Consider the following 21,460-nt stretch of genomic DNA (forward strand, 5'->3'; position numbering starts at 1 on the left):
TGTGCCAACATTTTGGCTACCCCAACGCCTATTCGCCACCGCCCCGTTTGGGGGGAGGGCCCACGTAGGATTCGACAATGGTCAACAACTCCTTTTCCGCAAAGGGTTTGCTCAAAAATTCGTTCGCTCCGGCCATGCGGGCCTTAATCCGGTCGGTAAAACCATCCTTGCCGGTCAGCATAATCATGGGGGTTTCGCGGAACTGGCTGGATTTGCGCAACATGGCGCACAGCTCATACCCATCCAATTTGGGCATGGCCACATCGCAGAGAATCATGTCGGGGTTGAGAAGAAACACCTGTCCCAGCGCTTTGAGAGGATTGCCGATGGTGGTAACCTGGTAGCCCTCGTTTTGCAGGATGAACTCTACGGTTTTTTGGATGGCCATGGAGTCGTCGATGCAAAGGATGTGGCTGGGCTTATCGCTGGGTTTGAGGGGACGGCTGGGCTTGGGCTCCGCGATCAAGACGGGCTCGGACAGTTGAATGGCCCCTTGGCGGACGTAGGGATAGATGGCCTTGGCCACCGCCAGGGTGTCTCGACCCAGGTAGCGACCCATCTGGCGAATGCTGGTTTTGCCGTCTGACCACTCGCTCAGGGCTTTGAAGACGGGGGCGGGCAGGTTTTGCTGGAGCGGCAGGGGGTTGACGATGGTGGGAGCTTGGTTGGGAGCTTGGATGTAGGGGTGCAGCTTTTTCCACTCCTGCACTTGGGCTACGATCTCGGTGAGCAGGGGGGTAACGGGGAAGGTGGTCAATTGGGGGGCCAGGGGGGATCCGGCCTCAAAAATGAAGGAACCCTGGTGGAGGCTGAGCAGGTCGAAGAGGACTTCCCGCACCATGCCCAGCAGGATTTGCTTGCCCTGGTTGGGGTTGAGCTTGTGGCTTTCCAGCAAAGACCAGAGGCGGTTGTATTCGGGAGCGTTGACTGCAGCTTTGTGGGGAATTTGAATTTCCTCAAGGGCAGCTTCCACCTTGAACCGGCGCAAGTAGTCTTTGAGGCGGGCGATGTTCCCTTCTGCTTCAGAGGCGTAGATGATTCGTCCATTCAGGAAAAAGACAAACCAGTAGGCAGAGGGGCTGGCCTCTACGAAAAGCTCACCGGTGCGCTGGCCCAGCTCGATGAGCTGAAGGATGCTGCGGATATCGATCTCTTGTAGTTTTCCCTGCATGGGATCCCTGCCCGAAGTCCAGCAAGATACGACTATTATGACGCTAGTCTTCACGGTTGCCGCCCTGCGGCAAGGCTATTTTCGGGAATATTCGGGAACGCAGTTAAAGTCCAAAAAAGTTGTGGGTTGACTCGGGCCGAGCGTCTGCATTCCCCAGAGCATCTTCGGGATCCCGACAGGTTGCTCCCAGCCAGAGCAGAATGGATCCAGAGTATTCCCTAAAGCCTGGTTGCTGCAAAATCTATGCTGCCGATATTCACTGCCTGGGTGCTTGGCCCGCTGCTGGCGCTTTACACCATCTTGTTTGTGCTGCGCATCTTTCTGTCGTGGTATCCACAACTGGATACTTCCCGGTTGCCCTACTCGCTGGTGGTCGGCCTGACGGAGTTTCTGTTACGCCCGACCCGCCGCCTGATCCCGCCGCTGGGAGGTGTGGACATGGCCCCTGTGGTTTGGGTGGGCCTGGTTACCCTGTTGCGGGAGGTGTTGCTGGGGCAGCAGGGGCTGCTGACGATGGCTCTGCACTGAGAGCGTTTGTGTTAACAGTCTTTTATCAGAAAACTGGGTCTAAAACCCCGCCCTTAAGGCCTAGGGCCCGCTGACGCGACAGGGCGGCTCTTCTTGGTTTTGAATGTAGGCAACTAAGACTTGCAGGGGAGCACCACCCACACCTGATGCAAAGTAGCTAGGACTCCACAAGGCGGTTTTGCCGTAGGGCTTGGGAAACTTAGCCTGCCCGTACCTGCGGCTGGAGACTCCCTTGAGGGCGTTAACCATCTGGAAAAAGACCACTTAGGTGGGTAGAAAATCAAAAGATGAACATGGTCTGCTCCACCGTTAAACTCTAAAATCCCAAAATCCATCGATTGGGCAACGCTCTTAAATGCTGCCGCAATTAAGTCCAAACCTTAGTATCCTGCGTTTGTATTGGGTGACAAACACCAAGTGCGCTTGCAAGCTGGAAACGCTGTTGCGGTCTCTCCTTAATCCCATATGCTAAGATGACGCGCCAACCTAACTTCAACCCATGCAAGCCCGCTATAGGTATAGGTTCTACCCTACAGACCAACAGAAGCAAGCCCTAGCCAAAGTATTCGGTTGTGTCAGGTTTGTCTGGAACGAGGCCCTGGCCCACTGCCAAGCCGTTGGCAAGTATCCAGGGTACAACGCTTTGTCAAAGCGGCTGACAGGGTTAAAGCAATCAGTGGCATGGCTCAAGGAGGTATCCAGTGTTGCCCTACAGCAATCCTTGAGGCACTTAGACCAAGTGTACCGGCGTTTTTTTGAGAACAAAGGAGGTTTTCCACACTTCAAGAAGAAACAATCAAAGCAGTCATTGACTTTAGTGGCCAATAGCTTTTCCCTGAAAGGGGAGCGTGTGCATCTCGCCAAGATAGGAACTATCCAGCCTATCTGGAGCCGTCCGCTGCCAAGTCAACCAAGCTCTGTAACCATAATCAAGGACTGCGCGGAGCGGTACTTTGTTAGCTTCGTCGTAGAGGTGGAGCCTATGCGTGTTCCTGCTCAGTCTCCCAGCGTTGGGGTGGATTTGGGCATCAAAACCGTTGCCGCTGTAAGTAACAGAGCTCAGTACCACAGCCCCAACGATGAGCCTTTGTACCGGCGCATCGCTCAGTTGCAAAAGCCATTGGCCAGACGGGTCCAAGGGTCAAAGCGGTGGGAGCGGACAAGGCTGAGGATGGCCAAGTTGCACCGTCGCCTTGCTGACCTGCGGTTGGACTTCCTGCACAAGCTGTCTACCAAGCTCATCAGCGAAAACCAAGTGGTTTGTTTGGAAGACCTGAATGTAAGTGGGATGTTGAAAAACCGCAAACTGTCCAGGGCAATTAGCAGGCAAGGGTGGGGGATGTTTCGCGCTTTGTGCGAGGCAAAAGGGGGCAAGTACGGCAGGGAAGTGCGGGTCATTGACCGCTGGGCAGCAACCAGTCAGCACTGTTCGAAGTGTGGCTGGCATTGGGGCAAGCTTGACCTAGCTACTCGGGTGGTGGTCTGCGACGGTTGTGGCACAGTCCACGACCGGGATGGGAATGCTTCCCGAAGCATAGAGCAAGTCGGGATGGGGCAAAGCGCTCCGCGCCGCCAAGGCGAGCGCCCGACTCTAGAACGGATGTGGAGACTGTTCGCGCCAGCGGGACGGAGTCCTAGTAAGACCAGCTTGCTGGCATCGGTCTGTGAAGCGTCAAGAATCCTTGCTCTTTAGGGCATGGAGTATGTCAACCCACTCTGGCCCTGAACAACTGGCGCAGGTGCGGCTTGTGTTGGTGCAGCCGGCTGGGCCACGCAATTTGGGCGCTGTTGCTCGCATCATGAAAAACATGGGCCTCAGGCAATGGGTGCTGGTGGATCCCCAATGTGATCCCCTGGATGCCGAGGCGCTCACCGCAGCCGTGCATGGGGCGGACTTGCTCCACCAAGCCCAGAAGGTGCATACCTTGCCCGAAGCCCTGCAAGGGTGTGTGCAGGTTTTCGGGACAACGGGACGCAGCCAAACCTACCCACCCGAATGGCAAATTCAGTCTCCTCGCCAAGCCTTCCCTGCCCTGCTGGCCGCCGGCCCTGCTGCCCTCGTGTTTGGCCCCGAAGATCGCGGCTTGAGCAACGAGGAGCTGGCCCTCTGCCATCACCAGATCCAGATCCCCACCGATGCGACCTATCCCTCTTTGAACTTGGCCCAAGCCGTGGCCATTTGTTGCTATGAGCTGTACACCCTTGCCTGCGAGAGCCCTTCTCCCGCTCCTCCTGTGCCCTCACCGCAAAGGCTTGCCTCCTTCGAGCTGCTGCAAGGCTTTTTCGCTCACCTGGAAGCGCTGTTGCTGCAGATTGGCTACCTGCGCCCCCACACAGCCCGCCGCAAAATGCTCAAGTTTCGCGCCCTGTTCCAGCGAGCCGGCCTGACCGTAGCCGAGGTGGCCTTGTTGCGCGGGATCCTGCGGCAACTGCAATGGAGCCAGGGATGCTCTCGTCAGGAACCTCTGGAAGCAAATGCAGCTCCCGTCCCGCCGACGCAACCAGATTCCAGCAGGACCCCATCTTGACCCCAAGGCTGGGCCTCCAGCCCCGCCCTACCGCTACCGGAAGCAAGCTAGAAGGGCGGCTTCCTGCTTTCAGGCGGCGCGGAGCGCTTGTCAAGAATCTTGAGGCTTTGGCCGTGGGAGAATATCAATGCTAGAGCTTAAGGGTGGCGCGGGGATCGTAGGATTGAACCCGCTGCAGCCTTTCGTAAAGTTCTCGCTCTTCTTCGGAGATCTGGGTGGGCAAATGGATCTGCACCACCACGTAAAAATCCCCCCGTTCTCCGTTGCCTTTGGGAAATCCCCTTTCCGCCAGCCGCAACTTTCGCCCCGGCTGCATGCCAGGTGGGATCCGCAGCTTCACCACCCCATCCAAGGTGGGCACCTCCACCTGGGCGCCCAAAACCGCTTCGCTGGGGCTGATGGGCAGATCGCAGTAAACGTCGAATCCCTCTAGGCGATAGAAGGGGTGGTCTTTCAGCTCAATTTTAAGGTACAGATCACCGGCACCGCCGTTGGGGTTGGGGTGGCCTTGGCCGCGCAGGCGAATCCGCTTCCCTGGCGTAATTCCCGGCGGGATGTTTACCTCGAGCACGCGATCCCCGCCCACCCGCAGGCGACGCTTGCCCCCCTCAAAAGCTTCTGGAATGCTGATCTGGATGGTGGCCTCAGCATCGTAACTGGTGTTGCCGCTGGATCCCGAAAATCCGCTGCTGCGGTCTGTGGTTTGGCTGCGCACCCGGCCCAGCAGTTGATCGATGAAGTCTTGAAAATCATCAAATTGGCTGAAATCGACGCCACTCCCCCCAAATCCGCTCCCCCCAAAGTCTTGGCTGAAGGGGCTGCTGCTGTAGGTGTAGGCATCGCGGCTGGAGCGAAACCCGCCCTGCTGATAGTATTGGCCAAATTGGTCGTATTGCCTGCGCTTGCTGGGATCCGAGAGAACTTCGTAGGCTTCGTTAATGTCTTTGAATTTCTCTTCAGCCGCTTTGTCGTTGGGGTTGACATCTGGGTGATACTTGCGGGCTAGGCGCCGATAGGCTTGTTTCACCTCATCGGCAGTGGCCGTTTTGCTGACCCCCAAAATCTTGTAGTAGTCCTTAAAGTTTTGCATGGAGGCGTCCGCAGGCAAATCGCTGAGAGTGGGCAGAAAACCACGAGGCTAGGCGTCCCCGGCAAGGGCTCCTTCCCTCCGACCTACTGAAGAAAATGAGGAGGCGGGCTAGACGCCATCGCCCATCCCGTCCCTCCTCATTATCGGCGCTACAAGTAAGGGCGGGATCCGCCCTGGGCCCGCAGCCCACGGAGGGATCCCTGAGCAGTCACTTGCTCTCGGTGAAGTCGGCATCGATCACATCATCGCTGCCGCCGGAGGTTTTCCCTGAGCCGGGAGTGGGGCCAGAGGAGGCCCCCGGCTGTTGATACAGCTCGCTGCTCATGGCGTAGAGAGCCTCTTGCAGCTCCCGCTCTTTGCTCTGGATGGCGCTGTCGTCCTCCCGCTGGATGGCCTCCCGCAGTTCTCGCACCAGAGTCTCGATTTGGCTGCGTTTGCTGGAGGAGATCTTGTCGCCCAACTCCTTCAACTGCCGCTCGGCTTGGTAGGCCAGCGAGTCGGCCTTGTTGCGGCGCTCAATTTTCTCCCGGCGGGCCCGGTCTTCGGCAGCGTATTTTTCTGCCTCAGCAATCATGCGCTCCACCTCTTTGCTATCCAAAGTAGAGGCGCCGGTGATGGAGATGCTCTGCTCTTTGCCGCTGCCTTTGTCTTTGGCCGTCACCTTGAGGATGCCATTGGCGTCGATGTCGAAGGTGACCTCGATCTGCGGCACACCGCGGGGGGCCGGCGGGATCCCGTCCAGCTTGAAGCGGCCCAGAGATTTGTTGTCGCGGGCCAGCTCCCGCTCCCCTTGCACCACGTGGATTTCCACAGAGGTCTGCCCATCTTCGGCAGTGGAGAAGATCTCCGACTTGCGGGTGGGGATGGTGGTGTTGCGCGGGATGAGCTTGGTGGCCACACCGCCCAGGGTTTCCACCCCCAAGGACAAGGGGGTGACATCCAGCAGCAGCACGTCTTTGACTTCGCCCGCCAGCACACCCGCTTGGATGGCCGCCCCAACCGCCACCACCTCATCGGGGTTGACACTTTGGTTGGGTTCTTTGCCCAGCAGCTCCCTCACCAGCCGCTGCACCGCCGGAATGCGGGTGGATCCCCCCACCAGCACCACTTCGTTGATGTCGGCCTTGGTGAGCTTGGCATCCCGCAGGGCTTGTTCCACCGGCCCCTTGCAGCGCTCCAGCAGGTCGGCACAGAGGTGTTCAAATTGAGCGCGGGAGAGCTTCAGCTCCAGGTGTTTGGGCCCATCGGCAGTGGCAGTGATGAAGGGCAGGTTGATGGTGGTTTCGGAAACGCTGGACAGCTCGATCTTGGCTTTTTCCGCAGCTTCCGTTAGCCGTTGCAGCGCCTGCCGGTCTTGCCGCAGGTCGATCCCTTCCATTTGCTTAAACTGCTCGGCCATCCAATCGACGATCTTCTTGTCGAAGTCATCGCCGCCCAACTGCGTATCGCCGCTGGTGGATTTCACCTCGAAAACACCATCCCCCACTTCCAGGATGGACACGTCGAAGGTGCCGCCGCCCAGGTCGAAGACGAGGATGGTCTCGTTGTTGCGCTTGTCCAAGCCGTAGGCCAAAGAGGCTGCTGTCGGCTCGTTGATGATGCGCAGCACTTCCAAACCGGCAATGCGGCCCGCATCTTTGGTGGCCTGCCGCTGCGAGTCATTAAAGTAAGCAGGAACCGTGATCACCGCTTGGGTGACCGGCTGGCCCAGGTAGCGGCTGGCATCATCCGCTAGCTTGCGCAGCACCATGGCCGAAATCTCTTCCGGCGCAAATTCCTTGTTCAGGCGGGGTGCGTACAGTTTGACATTGCCCCGCTCGTCCCGCCGCACCTGGTAGGAGACCCGCTTGGAATCGGCATTCAGCTCATCGTACCTACGACCGATGAACCGCTTAACCGAGTAAAACGTGTTTTCCGGGTTGAGCACCGCTTGGCGGCGGGCCATTTGGCCCACCAGGCGCTCTCCATCTTTGGTGAAGGCGACCACCGAGGGTGTGGTGCGAGTACCCTCAGCATTGGCGATGACGGTGGGGACACCCCCCTCCATTACGGCGACAACCGAGTTGGTTGTGCCCAGGTCAATTCCTACAACTTTTCCCATCGGCTCCTTATTCTCCTCTTCTTGAGTACATTGCTTCGGTTACCGCCGCCAGCCTGTGTGAAGTAGCTTGGGCAGCCAATCTGTGAAAATCCGGCAGATGCTTGGTCACTTCCTGGGTCGATCCTAACCAGCTGGTTGGCGAGGCCAGGGCGAGAATGCCGCCCATTTCTCGGGGCTGAAGGGCAGACCGGTTACGGATCTCCGTACCTGCAGCAGCCTTGCTTTCGGTGCCGCTTGGGGTATGGCCTGGGTTGGCAGCTATTGGCAACTCTTGGGGGACTGCTGCCAGGCTAGCTCTGGATAAGCTGCAGCGCCTCCAGGCCGCGGTTCACAACGGTTGCGGCCAGGGGCAGGTAGCCCATCTCCTCGGCCAGGGCTTGTCCTTCGGTAAGGGCCCAGCGGAGCACAGCTTGCAGGGCGGCGGCCATGGCGGGATCCGAGTACCGGCGGTAGGTCAGGATCCAGGTGTAGGTGACGATGGGATACGCTCCAGGGCCAGCGGGATCCGGCACAAAAGCCCGCAGGTTTTCCGGCAGCTCAATTTCGCTCAAGGCCAGGGCCGAGGCTTCCGGGGAGGGGAGAATGAACTCGCCGCGGCGGTTCTCCAGAGCTGCCACCGACAGATCCAGCTCGCGGGCATAGACCGACTCCACGTAGCCGATCACCCCTTCGCTGAGAAGCATTTGGGCGCTCATGCCCTCGTTGCCTTTCACCCCAATGCCCACCGGCCACTCCAGCGACATGCCAGCACCGACTTCCGAGGCCCAAGCCGGATCGATGGCCGCCAGGTGGCGGGTAAAGGTATCGGTGGTGCCGCTGCCATCGGAGCGGTAGCAGACGGTGATGGGCAGATCGGGAATGGTTAGCTCCGGGTTCAGGGCCAGGATCTCCGGATCCCGCCACTGGTCGATTTGGCCGCGAAAGATCTTCACCAAAACGGGTCGAGACAGCTTGAGTCCAGAAGGGATCCCCGGCAGGTTGTAGCCTACGGCAATGCTGCCTGCGGTCATCGGGATCATGACCACACCCCGCTTCACCTCGGCGATCTCGGCATCGGTCATGGCCACATCACTGGCGGCAAAGTCCACTGTCTGGTCAATAAATTGCCGGATCCCAGCGGCGCTGCCCACCGGTTGGAAATTGATCTCCACCTTGGGATCCACCTGGCGGTAATCGGAAAACCAGCGCAAGTAAAGAGGAGCCGGAAAGGTGGACCCGGCCCCGTTGATCAGCAAAACTTTGTCGGAGGACTGGCTGCCGGAGGCAGGAACGGGATCCCTGCCCCTGGGTTGGTCAGAACGGGATCCCCTTTGGCAGGCGCTCAAGGTAGCGCCGGTGGCCAATAAAGAAAGCAACACTTCTCGGCGACGGAAGCGGGGCAGTTGAGCCATGGTTCAGGTTCTCCGAGGTCACCGCCCCGATCCTTGTCTTGCCCACGGGGCCCTGTCAAGGGTTGCCGGCGAGAGCTCTTGGGATCCCGTGCGTGGCCCACTTTCCCCAGGTGGCTGTCTTTCCCTCTGCGCCATCCCCGTATTCCTCGCTACGCTTCCCAGCAAAACTCAGGATCCAACCCAAGTCCAGAAAGGAAAGACAGAAAATGGAGAATTCAAGAGAAAAACAAAGAAAAACAGCGCAAACAAGAGATTGAGCGAGATGACTTCTGCGGCAGTTGAATAGAGATCCTCAAGCTAAACCCTTGTCTGGCAAGGCTTAGCGGTTTTTGGGCCTGAGTCCCCCCGCATTGGAAAAACCTTGACATATTCTGGAATAGGGCAATATATTGTGGATTCTGTGCAGAAATCCTGCGCTGTTCACATCTCGGTATCTGGGGGACTACTATGCCGACTTTGACTCGTTCTCCCTGGACACTGCGAGACAGCGAAAAGCTCTATCGCATCTCAGGTTGGGGGGATCCCTACTTCCGTATCAACGCCGCCGGTCATGTGGAGGTGACCCCACAGGGCTTACAGCAGCAGGAACCGGGCATTGACCTGTACCACTTGGTGATGGATCTGGTGGCGCGGGGCCTGCAGTTGCCCCTCTTGATTCGCTTTCCCGAGATCGTGGCCGACCGCATGCGGCGGATTTGCGAGAGCTTTCAGCAGGCCATCCAGCGCTTTGGCTACCCCAACGTCTATCGGGGGGTTTACCCCGTTAAGGTGAACCAGCAGCGCCACCTGGTGGAGGAAGTGGTGAAGCACGGTCGCGCCTACCACTTTGGCCTGGAGGCGGGATCCAAGCCGGAGCTGTTGATTGCCCTAGCTTTGCTGGATACTCCCGGGGCTTTGCTGATCTGCAACGGCTACAAAGACCGGGATTTTATGGAGACGGCTCTCTTGGCCCAGCGGCTGGGGCGCACCCCGATCATCGTTTTGGAGCGGCTGCAAGAGCTGGAGCTGGTGCTGCAGGCTGCCGACCAACTGGGCATCGACCCCATCTTGGGGGTGCGGGCCAAACTCTCGGCCCAAGGGAGCGGGCGCTGGGGCACCTCGGCTGGGGATCGGGCTAAGTTCGGCCTCACGGCCACCGAGATTTTGCAAGTGGTGGAACGGCTGCGGGAAGCGGGCAAGCTGCATTGTCTACGCCTGTTGCACTACCACATCGGCTCCCAGATCTCGATGGTGAGCGTGCATGGACGAGCCGTGCGGGAAGCCAGCCAAATCTACATCGAACTCACCAAGCTGGGGGCCCCCATGGGCTACCTGGATATCGGCGGCGGCTTGGGGGTTGATTACGACGGATCCCAGTCCCCCAATCCTTTTTCCCAGAGCTACAGCATGGAGGACTACGCCGCCACCGTGGTGCAGACCGTGCTCACCGCCCTAGAACCCCACGGGATCCAGCCGCCGGTACTGGTGACCGAAAGCGGACGCGCCCTGATGTCCCACCAGTCGGTGCTGGTGTTTGACGTGCAAGATGTCAACGCTGCCAGCCCCTACCCGATGCCCACCCAGCTCACTTCCGATGCGGAGGTGATCCAGAAGCTAAACCAGCTTTACTACCAAATCCAGCCCGATACTCTGGTGGTCAATTACCGCCGTTGTCAGGAGCTGAAGGAGGCTGCTCTGCGTCAGTTCACCGAGGGATCCCTCAGCTTGCAGGAGCGAGCTGAAGTGGAGCGGCTGTTCTGGAACTGCTCCGACAAGATCTGCACCTTGGCCTACGAGCAGCACCAAGCGGGGCATCCGGTGGCGGTGGATCTCTTGGATCTGGACGAGATGCTGGCCAGCATCTACTACGGCAATTTCTCTCTATTCCAATCCCTGCCGGATAGCTGGGCCATCGACCAGGTCTTCCCCATCATGCCGATTCATCGTCTGGATGAGGAGCCACGCCAATGGGCCACCCTGGCGGATCTGACCTGCGACAGCGACGGCAAGATCAACCGCTTCTTCGGCGAAGATGGGCAGATCACCTCGGTCTTGCCGCTGCACGACCCCAACGGACATCCCTACCTGCTGGGGGTGTTTCTGGGGGGCGCTTACCAGGAGATTCTCGGAGATCTGCACAACCTGTTTGGCGATACCAACGCGGTGCATATCCGCTCCCGCCCCGGCGGCTACCACGTTTCCCAAGTCATCAAGGGGGACACCATTGGCGAAGTGCTGAGCTGGGTGCAGTACAACAGCGAAGATCTGGTGGAGACCCTCCACCACGCCACCGAAGCCGCCCTACAACGGGGGCAGATCAGCCTATCCCAGGCCCGCGCCTTGCAACGGCACTTTGAAGACAATCTGCGGGCCTACACCTACTTGCACTGAAGGTGGTGTTCCTCGAAAAAATCCCTAAAACCAAACAGGGATCCCGGCCTAAAACCGGGATCCTTTTTGCTTCCAGATCAAACCAAATCAAAACCAGATCAAAAATTTGTCGATCACAGACGCACCGGACTGTCCAAAGCCAAGTTAATCGTTTGGTTAGGGCGCAACACCACGACTTGAGGTGCTGTGATATTGCCCACCGCCACTCCGGCTCCGGCTCCGCCAATGACCCCTAAGGCAGAAACGCCTCCTGTGAGCAAGCCCAGCACCGTACCCCCCACAGCACCAATGGCTGCATCTTGAGCAATCGCTTCGGCAGAATAGTGGCGCGGGTCTTTGTCGTCGTGGATCAAATCAGAAGACATCTGTACCGAGTAAAGTCGCCCATTGACAATCAAAGCCGTGCCGAAGAACCTGGCCCCTCCCTGAGTCGGTCGCAAGCTGCCTCGCACCTCGCTGCCTGCTGGAATCGCCAATTGGCCGCTGCCGTTGTAGATGTCCTGGGCTACCCGCAGGGTAAGTGGGTGGGTGCTGTTGGGACTGAAGTACTGGGGCTCTTCTCCCTTGAAGCTCTGGACGGGAATGATGGTGCCCGGCTGCAGTTGGCGCACTCCCAAATCAAACAAGTGCTGGGCAGAAGCAGATGGCATTGTCAACAGACCCAAGCTGGGGATGGCTAAGCCAATCATCGCTGCCGAAAGAACACGAATGCTCATAAAAATTCTCCGGTAAATGTTCGATCAAGATCCCAACGGAAACACAAGCCCTTGCGGGCCATCTTAAAGATCAAGCCCGACGAACAAAGCTAATTAACGCCAACAAAACCAAAGCCCCAATCGTGGCCATCAACAAGCTTCCCAACAGGCCCGTAGCCGACAGGCCAAGTAAATCGAAGAGGAATCCTCCAAAAAATGCCCCGCAAACACCAACAATTATGTTGCCTATCAAGCCAAAGCCATAGCCGCGTCGGATATTTCCTGCCAGCCAACCTGCTAGGGCTCCGATTAGGAGAAACCAAAGTATGCTGTTCATAGAACCTACTTCCTCAAGGTATGCCGTTCCTACAGATTACCCCTTGTTGCAAGAAAATAAATGCTCCAAGAACCAACCTTCTATACACTCGGCACACTTGACGGCTACTTACCAAATTGGTAGCCTTTGCCGAGAACAGATGGTTATTTGTCTTTTGATAACAGACCTCTATGGAGATAAAGATAAGAATCTTGTGAATGATTATGAAAGGGATCCCCCGCTCGCTGCGACTTCACAGCCCCCAGGCCCTAAACAAAAAAAGACTGGCAGTGTGAGGTCTACCAGTCTGAGTCAGTTCCCTGTGAGTGAGCTGATGCCGTCGTTGCCAACGTCTTCAACCCGATTCCCAGTTTGTGTTGCTTTTTGCCATTTCGAAGTGATTCAGATCACTTGAAACTTGAGGAGCCCGCAGCTTTGGCGAGCACTCCTGTCCTGATTTCTTCGTACAGGGATCCCCAATCCCCACCCCTACGAACCCTGAGGCGACAAAGGGAGCATCTCAAAACAAAGGCAACTGCTCCTCTTCTGCTGAGGCAGGGCTTGAAGCTCCCGGCTCCTCCCAGTTGGGATCCCAGTCCTGCAAGGGATCCGCATATTCCTCCAACAACTGACGGGCGGCGGCCAGCAAATCGTTGTGCAAGGGGGCCAGATCGCTGCGGTTGGCCAAATACTGCTCCAGAGCCGTCAGGGGCTCAAGTCGGTTGGGATCCAAGCCCGGCAAACGGATACGGCTGGGGCTGACCACTTCTGGGGCGATGGTGTAGCTAAAAGCAGGGGCAAGAGCGTTGTGCAAAGCCCGCTCATCAATGCAGTCTAGCTGGTCGGGGCGTATGCGGTAGATCAACCGCAGGATGGAGCCGGCCACGGGGGCCTTGGCGATGGCGGCCAGCAGCTTGGACTGCGCCTGCTGGGGTGGATCTGCGCTCAGATCCAGGCGAATGGTGTGAAAGGTACGGGTTGGCAGGGGCAAAAATTCATAGCTGGCCCCCGTAGGGGTGACTTCCACCAGCACACAGCCTTTTTCCTCTTTTTCTTCGCCAAAATCCACCCGCTCAATGCTGCCGGGATAGAGCATCAAGGGATCCCGACACAGCACCTGGTGACGGTGGACATGCCCCAAGGCAACATATTGGTAGGCAGGTCGAGCCAGCAGCGAAAGGGGCACCGTAAATCCTCTGCCCACCGAAAGATGGCGTTCTGCTCCGTAGCGGGCTGTCTCCACCATGACGTGAGCCAACAAAATCGCCGGGATCCCTGGCTGCAGGGTGCGGATCTCCCCTTCTAGGGCTAGGCGGAGGCGCTGCAGGAGCTGATGCGCGAGGATTTCCCCTTCAAGCGCCAAGCTTTCCTGTTGGGCGAGTAGAGCAGAGCGACTCAGCCAAGGTAAAGTGGTCACCTGCACCGGGCCACCGCGAGTTTCGATCCGATGAGTTTCCAGTCTGTCCCCCACAATAAAGCCTGAGACCCCCAAAGCGCGGTAGATAGCCAGGCTGTTGCCTCCCTGTCCCTGCCCGTACTGATCGTGGTTGCCCACCAACAGGACGGTTGGGATCCCAGCATCGGCCAAGCGGCGAAACTGCTGGGCAAAAAGCTCTTGATGGAGAGGGGGGGGTGTCGCATCGGGGAAAGCATCGCCCCCAAACAACACCAGATCCACCGCTTGGTTGAGAGCATGGTCAATGCACAAGCGCAAAGAAGCTACAAAATCTTCCAAACGGGTATTCAGGCCGGTAGCTGGGTTAATGTGGCCGTAGGCAAGACCACTGCCCAGATGAATGTCGGAAAGATGTAGCAACCTTACCATCTTGGGCGCTCTTGGAGACTTTGCAGCTCTCCCATCTGTTGGGATAAACCTTGCCGTTCGCGTTAGCGGGACGGAGTCCTTTGGTTGTCCAGAATGGCAAACCCAGGGTTGAACAATCTTTGCTTAGGCTTGGCGGCGGGGCCTGGCTCGATCCAAACGCAAAGGCCGACCCATGAATTCTTGCCCGTTCGCGCTCTCAATAGCTTCATCTTCCTCGGCCTCGGTTGCCAGATCCACAAACGCGAAGCCTCGTGTCTGCCCGGTTTCTCGGTCTATCGGGATTGTAACCGACTTAACGTTCCACCTCTGCTGGAAGAAAGCTTTCAGTTCTTCTGTTGAGGCTTTATAGTTTAGGTTCCCCACAAAAATGGTCATAGCAATTCAAGCAAAGTAAGTCACCAATCAGCAAGGGTGGCAACAAAGCTCCAGAGTACTTCACTTCTATCATGGAGCCCTGCCGAATCGCCGAACATGACGGGATGTAAAGGGATCCCTGCCGGAAAATCTTCCCCCTTCCCCATCCAAAATGCACCTTTGTCCAACTTGACGGGCCTGTACTTTTTCTGCCACTGGGTTGAGGTTCTCTGCCCTCGCCTCGGCCAAGCTCCCTTCCGGCACGTCGAGATCCGGCATCTTGTCACGTTGTTGCGATTTGTTAAGATATGTATTATCCTGCTTGCACTACCTGGCCAGATCTGCGCTGTTGGAACTCTTTGCAGACCTCTCTACCTGAGCACCCTGAGGTGATAATGATGGATGAAACGCTAGAGCTCTCTTTGGAGCAGCAATTTCGCCAGCGGGCTTTCGAGACCTTGGTTTCTCGCATGAGCCCCGAGCAGGCCAAAGACATTTTGGTCAAACTGCACAAGCAAATGCTGTTGCAGGAGGCCACTTACCGCCAACTGCTGCGTCATTCCCTCAGCGCCTGATGCACGCCCTTTCGCTTCCCACCTGGTGGATTCACATTGCCAGCGTCTTGGAGTGGATCGCTGCTATTGTGCTCGTGTGGCAATTTGGGGAGCGGGTGGGCCAGCCCGAATGGCGAAGTTTGAGCTGGGCGATGCTGCCCGCTTTGTCGGGGGCAATGTGCGCAATCACCTGGCACTGGTTTGACAACGACCCCAAGTTGGACTGGGTGGTCACTGCACAGGCCAGCTTCACCTTGCTGGGCAACTGCACCTTGGCTTGGGCTGCTTACCGCATTTGGCGGGCTGAAAGGGTGGATGAGCCTGCACAGAAGGGGGATCCCGACTAGGCGATGAACAGTTTATTTGCCCTCTCTCTGTTCCCTTACTTGGTCTTTTTATTCTTCCTGTCGCGGCTGCGCCGGATCCCACGTTTGGCTTTGGTTGGATTTTGGCTGTTGTTGCTTTTTGTGGCCGTCAGCATCCCGGCAGGGCTGTACGCTCAGATGCACTACGGCACTTCCCTGGCCAATGTGGATCCCTTGCATGGAGGGGCAGAGGCTTTTCTCACCCTCTCCAATATTTTGGTGGCCTTGGGCTTTAAGCAGGGAATTGACCAACAGGCCCAACGACTTCCAGAGGCTGGCGACGGCAACCCTGAGCCATGATCATCCCAAACAGGTCCCTACCTCCTCTTCAAAATCAAAAAGGAGAAGAGAGTTAGGCAACAGTGGTTTCGGCGCAACTGGGACTGAATGTAGAATAGGGATCCAGGCCTGATACCTGCTGTTATTCTGTGAGATCTGCCAGATGGTGGCTACCCTTTCTGTTGCCGTTCCCAAAGTGAAGCTGAAGCATCCGCCCCTGCGCATTTATCGCATGGGGGACAAGGTGCTGCGGCAGCCGGCCAAGCGCATCAGCCAGGTCAACGACGAGATCCGCCAGCTTGCCCGGGACATGCTGCAGACCATGTACAGCTTTGATGGGATTGGTCTGGCGGCTCCGCAGGTTGGCATTCCCAAGCGCATGATTGTGGTGGATCTTTATCCCGATAAGCCGGAGGTGCCACCGCTGGTGCTGATCAACCCGGAGATCCGGGAGTACATTGGCGAGGCCGTTGCCGGGCAGGAGGGTTGTCTAAGCATTCCGGGGGTGTTTTGCGAGGTCGTGCGCCCAGAAGGGATTGTGGTTTCGTTTAAGGATGAAACGGGGCGGCCCCGCACCCTTCGAGCGGACGATTTGCTGGCGCGGGTGATCCAGCACGAAATCGACCACCTCAACGGCGTGTTGTTTGTGGATCACGTGGAAAACGAGCTGGTGCTGGATCAAGAGCTGCGCAAACACGGCTTCCAGATGCAGGATGTGCAACGCAAAGGCAAGCCCTCTGCTGTTCCCCGTTGAAGCCTTTCCAGACTAGTCCGGACGACTGTCGGTTTGGTTTAGTGTTGCAAGCGCTGGGCCAAGAGCTGCTCTTCCAGAGCGGCAATGCGGTTGTAGGCAGCGGTTAACTGGGCACTCAGGCGCTGTATTTGGGCTTCGGGGGCCAGCTCATGCCCCATGCTGCGGTTGCTCACCACGGTGGGTTCATCATCCAGCAGGAAGTTGTGGCTGCCATCTTCCACCAAGTCTGAGATTAGAACGCTGTAACGGGAGGGGGCGGGGGTGTTTTTTTTGGCTTCCTGGGTAGCCAGGAGAACAGCCACCACCTGCTCGGGCATCCGCTCGATGGCAGCTTTTAGCTCCTGTATTTGCGACTCCAGACGCTCAAGGTAGTGCTGCACTGCTTCGCTCATAGCTGCCCCAGTTTTCGACTACCTTCATTGAAAAAGGCAAATTTCGGATCCCCTCTTCTTCCCCCAGATCATTTAACGATTGCTTCCGGGAGGTGTTCCCCGAAACTCCTGGGTTCTCTCACAAGCCACAATTGAGGTGTGCATTTTCCGGAGATTTTGGTTTTCCGGTCATCCATTTCCGAAGCAAAAAGCTGTGCAGATGCAGGATGCTGTTCAGGGATCCCGACCGCGGGGCTATACCTTGCCGGTTTTCGCCGTTGCTTCGGCCAGAGCTGCTCTTCACCACCTTCTGGGGATCCCTTTGGAGAAGGAAGGGGGGCGCTTGGCGATTGCGGTGCAGGCTGAGCCCCAGTCCCCTGAGGCTCGGATCCACATCCCGGTGGAGCAGGTAGCTGCCTTGGAGAAGACAACAGCTCTGGCCATTACCCGCTCGGATCCCGGCCCCCACCTGGATCTCACCCGCGACACACCGGTCTGGGCTTGGGTGAGGTTGGAGGAGAGGGATCCCGAGGATCCCCCCTTGATCTTGGAAGCCGGGGAAGGGCTGGGGCGACGCACCGATGGCAGCCCGGCCATTTATGCCTATGCCCGCCGTTTGTTTGAGATCAATCTTTTGCCCGGGATCCCAGAGGGCTGCCGCCTGCGGGTGCGCATCATTTTGCCGGAAGGAAAGCTCCTGGCGGAGCGCACCTCCAATGCCGCTTTTGGGGTGCTGGAAGGGCTGGCCCTGTTGGGAACGCGGGCGGAGGTGGAGCCTTCCTCAAGTGTTGAGAGCTTAGAGCAAGCCCGCCAAGAGCTGCAACAAAAGTTGGAGCGGCACAAGCATTTGATCTTTTGCGTGGGCAGCCATGGGCAGCAGGTGGCGCTGGGGCAAGGGATCCCGGAAGACCAGATCCTGCGAGTAGCCAATTGGATAGGGCCGTTGCTGGTGGAAGCGGCGCTGCGGGGGGCGGAGTCCATTCATTTGATCGGCTACCACGGCAAGCTGATCAAGCTGGCAGGGGGGATCTTCACCACCTCTAGCCACGTGGCCGATGCCCGCTTGGAAATTCTGGCGGCAGCCCTGATCCGGCGTGGGGGAACGGCAGAACAGGCACGGCAAGTGCTGGAGTTGCGGACAGTAGAGGCAGCGGTGCACTATCTGGATGGCCTTGGCTGGGCAGCACCCGTGATGCAGGAGTTGGCCCGTCAAATCCTGGAGCGAGCCGCAGGCTATGTGCAGAAATACGCCAGCCGATCCCTGCCCTTGCGGGTGACGTTGTTCGACCGACAGGGGCACATCTGCGCCCAGGCTGGGATCCCATAATGAGGTCATTTCGATTGAGACGAGGACATTGCAATCCCCCCGGATCCTCAACCATTTTTCTCCCGAAGTGTCTTAAGCGCTCCGTGCCGCCAAAGGCAACCACCCCCGGCTCCTCTCCCTTTAGTCCGTGCTCCAAAAGTCAATCCCTCTGCTCGAAACCCGCTGAGCAACGGTGGATCCCGGCCAAGACCACATAGGAGAGCGTTACGGCTGAGGAAGCAGATCCACTTTCCCAGCCACTGCCAATCAGACTCAGGTTGGCACTGGGATCCCACACCTAGTTCCCGGAGATGTTGACACTATCCACCCGCCAGCGAGTGGCCGAGCCGGAAGCTGTACCAGAAGAGCGATAGCGGAAGGCAATGTAAACACGGTTGGAAGGCTGGATCCCAGCCAGAGAAATCGGGCCGGAGTCGACGAAGCTGCCCGTAGAGCCCGTAGAGAGAGTGGGAATCGTCAGAGCAGTCCAAGTGGCTGCATTCACTGCCGCTGGAGTGCCTGCACCGCTGTAGTTGGTGGAGTAAAGAACGCTTAGTTGTTGCGAAGGAGGAAGGCCGTTATCGCTAAAAGAACTCTGATTGCGGAAGGTCAGAACTGGGTTGCTGACGGAAGCCAGGTTCAGAGGAGGAGTGATCAGCCAGTCATTACCCGGTTGCTGACCGTTGAAAGCGTTGGCCTCGGCAAGGGAGTTGACACAACGCCAGGAACGACTGGTGTCGCCGTCCACATCCACAATCTGCCAGCCGGCTGGAGCAGGGTTGCAGTTATCAAAGCCTTCAGTCAAAGGCAGGTTAACGGAAGGAGGAGTTGGTGTCGGTGTGGGCGTCGGCGTCGGTGTTGGGGCCGGAGTCAGGTTCAAGCCAACGAGCACCGGATCGTGGTCGGAAGAGCGGAAGGGATCGCTGGCGTAGAAGAGGCTCTGCTGAGAGGGACTCTTGAAGCTCAGGGTGTAGTCCAAGCTCACGGGCTCATCAGCGTTGATGTGCCACTTAGCTGAGCCTGTAACTTGGGGTCTCAGACTGCTGTTGGCCAGGGCATGATCCAGAGATCCCCACTGTCCTTGGAAGCTAAAGGAGTAGCTGTTGGAGCCATTGAGGTTGATGAACCCGCCCGCCTCCAGAGTTTTGATCGGATCCTCCATAGCGTAGGAGTTGAGATCCCCCATAATCAACACATCCGGATCGGTGGAGCCAGTTGGATTGGTGGCGAGCCAGCTCAAGAGTTGCTGAGCGGCCCGGGTGCGGTTGCCGTTGCAATTGCCTTGGAAGGGATCGTTGTCAATAGGATCGCAGGGAGAACCCTTGGACTTGAAGTGGTTGACCACAACAGTGAAGGTGGCGTTGTTGCTCCGCTGCCGGAAGGTTACAGCCAGAGGAGGACGATGGAAGCGTCCGGGGCCTTGGGTGAATTCCCCTGTGTCCAGGAAGGCCGGGTTAGTGCCGGGGGCAATTTCAACCGTAGCTGGCTTGTAGATAAAGCCGTTGGTGATGGCATCGCCGCCCAGGTTGGGCACTCCAACATTCACAAAGGCGTAGGTTCCTGCCCCCATGACCTGGTTGAGCCCGTTCACCAAATCCTGAATGGAACTATTCGAACCGTATCCATCGTTTTCTAACTCGTTGAGGCCTACGATATCGGCATCCATGCGGCGAATAGCCTCGATGAGCTTATCCCGCTGGCGGGTGAACTCGGTGGCGTTGCTGGCTCCCCGACAGGAGGAGTTATTGGGGAAGCAGGCGTTGCCGAAGGTGTTGAAGTAGTTGAACAGGTTAAAGCTAGCTACCCTCAGGGAGCCCCCTACTGAGGGTGGGTTTTGCGGGCGAGGGTTGGTGGCTGTAAACCTGGGCAAGTTGTTGGGATCATTGGGGTGGATACGGTAGTCGATGGTCGCATCCACATCGCCACTGACATTCCGGCCTCGCAACTGGGTCATGATCCCGGTGATGTTGCTGACGCGATCGCCGCCGCGCACAGTGTTAGCCGCGCTCAGGTCACCCGGAGTGGGGTAGATAACCGGATCTGGGTTTTGGGTGAGCAGCCGGTCATCAATGCGAATCCGCTTTCGGTCGTTTTCCGCTTGAATGGCAGCTGCCTGGCTGGGAGCCGCAATTTGCGTAGGAGTGAACAACCGCTCTGTGGCCACACTCAGCTCCCCGTGGCGTCCCAGCAAGAAGGAGTCGGTTACAAACAGGGGCTGATTTCCAAATGTGACCAGCATTCCTTCCAGAGCTTCCCTTTGCTCCGCAGTCAGCGGTAGAGAGATCTGCACTGGGGCCGGCAACGGATTGTCAGAGCTACAGACAGTAAAGCTGGTGACGTTGGAGAGCTGGGTTTGCTGGCGGAACTCAGCAACCGTTCCGGTCACCTGAACCCTATCCCCAAGCCTGACGTTATTAGCTGTGCCACTGAAAACGAAGATGCCATCTGATGTGGCGGGATTCCCGTCACCATCATCTTGTAGGTAGTAGCCCTGGAGATAGGTTTGGCCAGCCACCCCCTCATTTTCAAAGTCTCCTACTACGATTCCAGAAACCGTGACTGTTTGGTTCACCAGGGGGGAAGTGAAGCCAGTGCCCTGGACAGTGCCAACTGGGATCAGGTTGGCGTTGGGATCACAGCCTCCCGGCGTGGGCGTCGGTGTTGGCGTGGCTGTGGGTGTTGAAGTCGGGGTCGGTGTGGGCGTCGGTGTTGGCGTGGCTGTGGGTGTTGAAGTCGGGGTCGGTGTGGGCACAGGTGTAAGTATTGGCAAAAGAGTTCTTCTGGAGCCGCACCCTTGCAGAGAAACCAAAAGCACCAAACCAAAAACTAGCACCGCAATTGATTGGGCAACACGACGCGAAGTAACCCTAGACCACATCTGCTTCACTCCTCCCGAAACTTCAAAGGATCCCGTATTTTTACCGTCTGTATGGATACCATCTTCAGCTAGAAATCGCAGGAGCCCCGCACTGTACCCGTAGGGTCAGTGTCGGGAGGAATGCGGAAGTTATGATAGAACCATGACCCAAGTCCTGACCGTCTCCTGCAAGCTCAAGGTGTCCCAGTCGCAAGCCGCAAAGTTGGATGCGACAATGGATGCCTTTGTGCAGGCGTTGAACTGGGTCAACCAAAACACACCAGAAAAAGTAGTCAACGCAGTCAAACTCCAATCCCTTTGCTATTACCAGATTCGCGCTCGGTTTGGCTTGTCCAGTAATCTGGCCCAGCAGGTCTGCAGACGGGTGGCAGGCGCTCGCAAAGTGGCGAGACAGCGCAACCGTCCAGTTAAAGAGTTCAAGCGTAGGTTCGTTACCTACGATGCACGTATCTTCTCGTTTCGCGAGAAAGACTGGACAGTGTCGCTTGCCACGGTTGATGGAAGAGAACGCTTTGAGCTAGCCATTGGCAACTACCAGAGGGGAATGCTGGCTGGCTCTAACCCCAAATCGGCCACCCTAGTCC

20 protein-coding genes and 2 pseudogenes are annotated in these 21,460 nt (G+C 57.6%); 10 read left to right on the plus strand and 12 right to left on the minus strand.

Annotated elements, in window-relative coordinates; genetic code table 11:
• Window positions 1-28 precede the first annotated feature (28 nt).
• Window positions 29-1,171: a response regulator gene (locus NW838_RS02790; protein WP_414355917.1), complete on the minus strand. Its 1,143-nt coding sequence runs from the start codon at window positions 1,169-1,171 to the stop codon at window positions 29-31.
• 243 nt (window positions 1,172-1,414) lie between these two features.
• Here NW838_RS02790 and NW838_RS02795 point away from each other — a divergent pair, with 243 nt between their 5' ends.
• A complete protein-coding gene (locus tag NW838_RS02795; protein ID WP_414355918.1) occupies window positions 1,415-1,699 on the plus strand; it encodes a YggT family protein in 285 nt (94 codons plus the stop codon).
• Window positions 1,700-1,759: 60 nt separating this feature from the next.
• On the opposite strand, the pseudogene tnpA reads toward NW838_RS02795, so the two are convergent.
• Window positions 1,760-2,164, minus strand: a pseudogene (gene tnpA / locus NW838_RS02800) (IS200/IS605 family transposase).
• Window positions 2,165-2,198: 34 nt separating this feature from the next.
• On the opposite strand from tnpA, the gene NW838_RS02805 reads away from it, so the two are divergent.
• Both NW838_RS02805 and NW838_RS02810 read left to right on the plus strand, forming a co-directional pair.
• Window positions 2,199-3,392 carry an RNA-guided endonuclease InsQ/TnpB family protein gene (locus NW838_RS02805; RefSeq protein ID WP_414357786.1) on the plus strand — a complete coding sequence of 398 codons (1,194 nt, stop codon included), beginning with the start codon at window positions 2,199-2,201 and terminating at the stop codon, window positions 3,390-3,392.
• 10 nt (window positions 3,393-3,402) lie between these two features.
• Window positions 3,403-4,227 carry an RNA methyltransferase gene (locus tag NW838_RS02810; RefSeq protein WP_414427467.1) on the plus strand — a complete coding sequence of 275 codons (825 nt, stop codon included), beginning with the start codon at window positions 3,403-3,405 and terminating at the stop codon, window positions 4,225-4,227.
• Window positions 4,228-4,357: 130 nt separating this feature from the next.
• Here NW838_RS02810 and NW838_RS02815 read toward each other — a convergent pair whose 3' ends face one another.
• From NW838_RS02815 to pstS, 3 genes are all read right to left on the minus strand, one after another.
• Entirely contained in the window at window positions 4,358-5,317 is a 960-nt protein-coding gene (locus NW838_RS02815) for a DnaJ C-terminal domain-containing protein (protein ID WP_414427468.1), read from the minus strand.
• Window positions 5,318-5,525: 208 nt separating this feature from the next.
• Window positions 5,526-7,418: a molecular chaperone DnaK gene (gene dnaK / locus NW838_RS02820; RefSeq protein ID WP_414329477.1), complete on the minus strand. Its 1,893-nt coding sequence runs from the start codon at window positions 7,416-7,418 to the stop codon at window positions 5,526-5,528.
• A 290-nt stretch (window positions 7,419-7,708) separates the two neighbouring features.
• Entirely contained in the window at window positions 7,709-8,809 is a 1,101-nt protein-coding gene (gene pstS, locus NW838_RS02825) for a phosphate ABC transporter substrate-binding protein PstS (RefSeq protein WP_414357672.1), read from the minus strand.
• Between the two features lie 447 nt (window positions 8,810-9,256).
• Between pstS and speA the strand changes: the two genes are divergently transcribed.
• Window positions 9,257-11,179: a biosynthetic arginine decarboxylase gene (gene speA / locus NW838_RS02830; RefSeq protein ID WP_414427469.1), complete on the plus strand. Its 1,923-nt coding sequence runs from the start codon at window positions 9,257-9,259 to the stop codon at window positions 11,177-11,179.
• A 113-nt stretch (window positions 11,180-11,292) separates the two neighbouring features.
• Here the strand turns inward: speA and NW838_RS02835 are convergent, their stop codons facing one another.
• From NW838_RS02835 to NW838_RS02855, 5 genes are all read right to left on the minus strand, one after another.
• On the minus strand, window positions 11,293-11,895 hold the full coding sequence (locus tag NW838_RS02835; RefSeq protein ID WP_414427470.1) for a hypothetical protein: 603 nt from the start codon (window positions 11,893-11,895) through the stop codon (window positions 11,293-11,295).
• Between the two features lie 70 nt (window positions 11,896-11,965).
• Window positions 11,966-12,211 carry a GlsB/YeaQ/YmgE family stress response membrane protein gene (locus tag NW838_RS02840; RefSeq protein WP_414357675.1) on the minus strand — a complete coding sequence of 82 codons (246 nt, stop codon included), beginning with the start codon at window positions 12,209-12,211 and terminating at the stop codon, window positions 11,966-11,968.
• Window positions 12,212-12,710: 499 nt separating this feature from the next.
• Window positions 12,711-14,015: a metallophosphoesterase family protein gene (locus NW838_RS02845; RefSeq protein ID WP_414357676.1), complete on the minus strand. Its 1,305-nt coding sequence runs from the start codon at window positions 14,013-14,015 to the stop codon at window positions 12,711-12,713.
• 123 nt (window positions 14,016-14,138) lie between these two features.
• Entirely contained in the window at window positions 14,139-14,390 is a 252-nt protein-coding gene (locus NW838_RS02850) for an RNA recognition motif domain-containing protein (protein ID WP_011434316.1), read from the minus strand.
• Window positions 14,391-14,459: 69 nt separating this feature from the next.
• A complete protein-coding gene (locus tag NW838_RS02855; protein ID WP_414357677.1) occupies window positions 14,460-14,648 on the minus strand; it encodes a hypothetical protein in 189 nt (62 codons plus the stop codon).
• Between the two features lie 116 nt (window positions 14,649-14,764).
• Here NW838_RS02855 and NW838_RS02860 point away from each other — a divergent pair, with 116 nt between their 5' ends.
• From NW838_RS02860 to def, 4 genes are all read left to right on the plus strand, one after another.
• Window positions 14,765-14,944: an NblA/ycf18 family protein gene (locus NW838_RS02860; RefSeq protein ID WP_238376817.1), complete on the plus strand. Its 180-nt coding sequence runs from the start codon at window positions 14,765-14,767 to the stop codon at window positions 14,942-14,944.
• Window positions 14,944-15,270: a DUF2499 domain-containing protein gene (locus NW838_RS02865; protein WP_414341678.1), complete on the plus strand. Its 327-nt coding sequence runs from the start codon at window positions 14,944-14,946 to the stop codon at window positions 15,268-15,270. The genes NW838_RS02860 and NW838_RS02865 overlap by 1 nt, the downstream gene beginning before the upstream one ends.
• A gap of 3 nt (window positions 15,271-15,273) precedes the next feature.
• Window positions 15,274-15,588, plus strand: coding sequence for a DUF3593 domain-containing protein (locus tag NW838_RS02870; RefSeq protein ID WP_011434312.1), 315 nt, complete (start codon window positions 15,274-15,276; stop codon window positions 15,586-15,588).
• A 142-nt stretch (window positions 15,589-15,730) separates the two neighbouring features.
• Complete coding sequence (def, locus tag NW838_RS02875; protein ID WP_414388951.1) at window positions 15,731-16,321, plus strand: peptide deformylase; 591 nt, start codon at window positions 15,731-15,733, stop codon at window positions 16,319-16,321.
• A gap of 38 nt (window positions 16,322-16,359) precedes the next feature.
• On the opposite strand, the gene NW838_RS02880 is transcribed toward def, so the two are convergent.
• The gene (locus NW838_RS02880) at window positions 16,360-16,713 is read right to left on the minus strand and encodes a hypothetical protein (protein ID WP_414350209.1); all 354 of its coding nucleotides are present in this window, start codon (window positions 16,711-16,713) and stop codon (window positions 16,360-16,362) included.
• A 199-nt stretch (window positions 16,714-16,912) separates the two neighbouring features.
• Here NW838_RS02880 and cbiD point away from each other — a divergent pair, with 199 nt between their 5' ends.
• Entirely contained in the window at window positions 16,913-18,019 is a 1,107-nt protein-coding gene (cbiD, locus tag NW838_RS02885) for a cobalt-precorrin-5B (C(1))-methyltransferase CbiD (RefSeq protein ID WP_414357680.1), read from the plus strand.
• A gap of 277 nt (window positions 18,020-18,296) precedes the next feature.
• Here cbiD and NW838_RS02890 read toward each other — a convergent pair whose 3' ends face one another.
• Window positions 18,297-20,876, minus strand: a complete 2,580-nt coding sequence (locus NW838_RS02890; protein WP_414427471.1) for an ExeM/NucH family extracellular endonuclease — start codon at window positions 20,874-20,876, stop codon at window positions 18,297-18,299.
• A 142-nt stretch (window positions 20,877-21,018) separates the two neighbouring features.
• Here NW838_RS02890 and NW838_RS02895 point away from each other — a divergent pair.
• A pseudogene (locus tag NW838_RS02895) lies at window positions 21,019-21,460 on the plus strand (RNA-guided endonuclease TnpB family protein); the annotation flags it as partial.

Origin of the sequence: Synechococcus sp. R55.2 (assembly GCF_047462075.1) — a bacterium.
In the GTDB taxonomy this organism is placed as follows: Bacteria; Cyanobacteriota; Cyanobacteriia; order Thermostichales; family Thermostichaceae; genus Thermostichus.